At 47.3% G+C, this 3107-nt stretch carries 3 protein-coding genes; 1 reads left to right on the top strand and 2 read right to left on the bottom strand.

All coding sequences use genetic code 11. The features are described 5' to 3' along the window. Both GXO74_15255 and GXO74_15250 read right to left on the bottom strand, forming a co-directional pair. A partial coding sequence (locus tag GXO74_15255; GenBank protein NOZ63012.1) for a YfcC family protein occupies positions 1–1228 on the bottom strand: 1228 nt, incomplete at its 3' end. Then, on the bottom strand, positions 1209–1985 hold the full coding sequence (locus GXO74_15250; GenBank protein NOZ63011.1) for a cyanophycinase: 777 nt from the start codon (positions 1983–1985) through the stop codon (positions 1209–1211). The genes GXO74_15255 and GXO74_15250, both read right to left, overlap by 20 nt. A 984-nt stretch (positions 1986–2969) precedes the next feature. Between GXO74_15250 and GXO74_15245 the strand changes: the two genes are divergently transcribed. Continuing rightward, a partial coding sequence (locus GXO74_15245) for a carbamoyl-phosphate synthase (glutamine-hydrolyzing) small subunit (GenBank protein NOZ63010.1) occupies positions 2970–3107 on the top strand: 138 nt, incomplete at its 3' end.

The raw sequence follows: 3107 nt of genomic DNA, 5'->3' as shown, positions 1-3107 counted from the left end.
GAAAGGCTAAAACCGCGGTCTGCCGGGTGACGCCGAGCAGATCACTCAGCGGCGCCATGACGGGCATGGTCAACGCCGCCTGTCCGCTGCCCGAAGGAATGAAAAAATTAATCAGCGTTTGCACCAGAAACATAGCCTGTCCCGCGAAAATAGGGTGGAAGCGAGTAATTTGTCGGGACAGCGAATAAAGAATCGTGTCGATAATTTGCCCGTCCGAAGCAATGATGAGAATGCCGCGCGCGAAAGCGATGACCAGCACCGCGGTCATCATGTCTTTGGTGCCGTTGACAAAACTTTCTGCGATGGCGTTGGGCGACAATTTTCCGGCAATGCCACAAACGATAGCAGCGCCAAAAAACAGCGCGGCAATTTCCGGAATGTACCATTTGAATTGCAGGACGCCCACAACCAACAGCACCAGCGCCGCCGCAAACAGAATGAGCACAAAAGCGTGATGCCTGTCCAGCGAGTGGTTTCCCGGATCGACTTCTGAAAAATGTTTTCGTTTTTCCTCATCGAGGTCAAAAGTGGGACTGATTTGCGGATTTGTCTTCACTTTTGCGGCATAGCGAGAGACGAAAAATATCGCCGTGGCAGTGATGATGATCCAGCAAAAAATGCGGTAAAAAATGCCGGAAATCGGTGGCAATTCAGCAATTCCCTGGGCGATGCCGATAGTGAACGGATTAATGAACGCGCCGGCAAATCCGGCTCCGGCGCCCAAAAACGGGATTGCCGTCCCGACAATCGAATCGTAGCCCAAAGCCAGCGCCAGCGGGATGAAAATCAAAATGAACGGAATCACTTCCTCGCTCATGCCAAAAATCGAGCCCCCGAGCGCGAAGACAATCATGAGCAGCGGAATCATCATTTTGCGCAACAGAGCCGAACGCGAGTGCGCCGCAGTGATGGATTTGATCATGCTATCGATGGCGCCGGTTTTCTGAATCACGCCGAAAGCGCCGCCGACGAGAATGACGAAGGCGATTATCGCCGCGGCGTCAACAAAACCGCGAAAGGGAGCGAGCAGCAGTGCGCCGATTCCCTGGGGCACATTTTCCGTGAAGCGGAAGGAATCGCCGATGACCACGGTTCTGCCGTCTTTATTCTGGCGGTCGTACTTGCCGCCGGGGATGACGTAAGTCAGAACGGCGATGATGACGATAATGGAAAAAATGATCACTAACGTGTGCGGCAGGGAGATCGCTCTATTTTTCTGCTGTGTCATGCGGCGCAATTACCTCGTTTTTATTCAGATCGAAAAGATAGCCGTGCGTCAAAACGTGCATCGTGATGTTGCTGGCGGCCAGATTGTAAGATTGTGTCGAATCGAAGGGCGCGATTTTTGCCTTTCGCGCGTCGTAAACAATTACGCTGTTTTCGCCGAGCACTTCAAATTGATGATTCGGATGAACCAGTAATGCTGTGGATTCATCGATGCCCATGCCCACCAATTTTGGATTTTCCAGTACCAGACTGATGAGCCGATTGTGCCGTTTGCGGCGGACAAAATGTTGGTCGATAATCACATCGTCAAGAAATCCCAGACCTGCGGCAGTGGCGATATTGTCTTCTTCGATTTTGTTGAACGCGCGGTTCGGATTTTTGTCCGGTCGTTTTTCGTCGCCGGTAATCATAATTTTGCTCATCACCGCCGCGCCGGCGCTGGTACCGCCGATAACCGCGCCGCTGCGGTAAAGTTGCTGCAATTTTTCCGCGAAAGGCGTACCGCCGATGGCTTTCACAATTCTTGACTGAACGCCGCCGGAAAAGAAAATTCCGCTGACTCCGTCTAATTTTTTCAGCGTGGAATCACCATTTGCTTCGGCTGCCGAGACAATCAAATAATCTACATTTTTTGCTCCCAATTGGCGCAACTGATTTGCCTGATATTCTCCGGTATTTTGCGGGTCTGCGCTGGCCATGGGCAACACGAGAATTTTTCCGTCGTCGAATCCGTGCGCCAACTCGATGAACTTTTTCATCACCGACTCCGGTCTCTTGCCCCCGCCGATGATGAGCAGGTAGCCGCGGATATTTTCATTTGTTGATTCAGATGCACAGGATGAAAGGAAAAAGAAAATGAGAGCGAAAATGAGCAAAAACTGTTTTCGTTTATTAGATCTCCTGATGGGATTTTTTTATTTGTGATATTTTTGAATTTCAAAATAATAATCATTACGATAAAAGTCAAGGGATTTAATCAGTGGCTGAATGTCCCCCAAAATTTCTGATCACTTCTTACGCTTGATAATCTTTTTTGGTTTCTTTTTTTGCAACCCCGATTTTTTATTCCGCTCCTCCAGAGCTCATTATGTTTTTCCTTCCCCTGATTCATAGGGCGTTGCCCCATGCTAATTTATCGTGTCTGCCTCTGGCAGACTTACGCCAACGGCGTAAAATAATTTAGCCGAGGGAGCCGCCCTCGGTTTAAAAAATATGCCCAAAAAGAGAAGCGCTGAAGGCGCAGGATAATTAAAAATAATCCAATGAGAGCGATTGTTTCGACTGAAACATTTATTATGCCCAGGAACGCCGAAGGCGTTCAACGTTTGTAGGGAAAAAATTGAAAAATGAGGCTATAACTCCGAAGGGTTAAACGATTCTGTTTCACAAAACCCTTACTTGTGCCGGTTAATTTTTTGTTGAACTCCTTCGGAGTTCGTCATTATGCCACAATCGTTGGCTACTACAAATGTTAATCCGCCTACGGCGGATTTTTCCTTTCAACGACTCGGAACCATTTGATACTGTTCCAGATATCCAAATAACTGATATGATTTTTGAGGGACATTCAAATAACTAAAAAACCCATTTCCCTCTTGACTTTAACCGACAAAATTCGTATTATTAAGCCCAACGAATTTACTGCATGATTTTCATTTCATGTTCAACAAACCGAGTGATTGAACAGAAATTGCTTGCTTTGTAATTTTCCCATTTTTGAACAATTTTATTCGAGAGAAAAGATGTTAGAAAACAAGCAAAAAGTACGTCTGCTTCTGGAGAATGGTGCATCTTTTTCTGGCTTTGGATTTGGTGCGGCAAGGGAAACATCAGGCGAAGTCGTTTTTAATACTGGCATGGTTGGCTATCCGGAAAGTTTA

It is taken from the genome of Calditrichota bacterium (genome assembly GCA_013152715.1).
Classification (GTDB): domain Bacteria; phylum Zhuqueibacterota; class Zhuqueibacteria; order Thermofontimicrobiales; family Thermofontimicrobiaceae; genus 4484-87.
Note: the sequence above shows the minus strand (reverse complement) of the source record. Positions and strands in the feature narration are given on the sequence as shown.

Coding starts and splice junctions, on each gene's coding strand:
- GXO74_15250 (NOZ63011.1), bottom strand. CDS start 1,985: ATGAAAAAGTTCATCGAGTTGGCGCACGGATTCGACGACGGAAAAATT.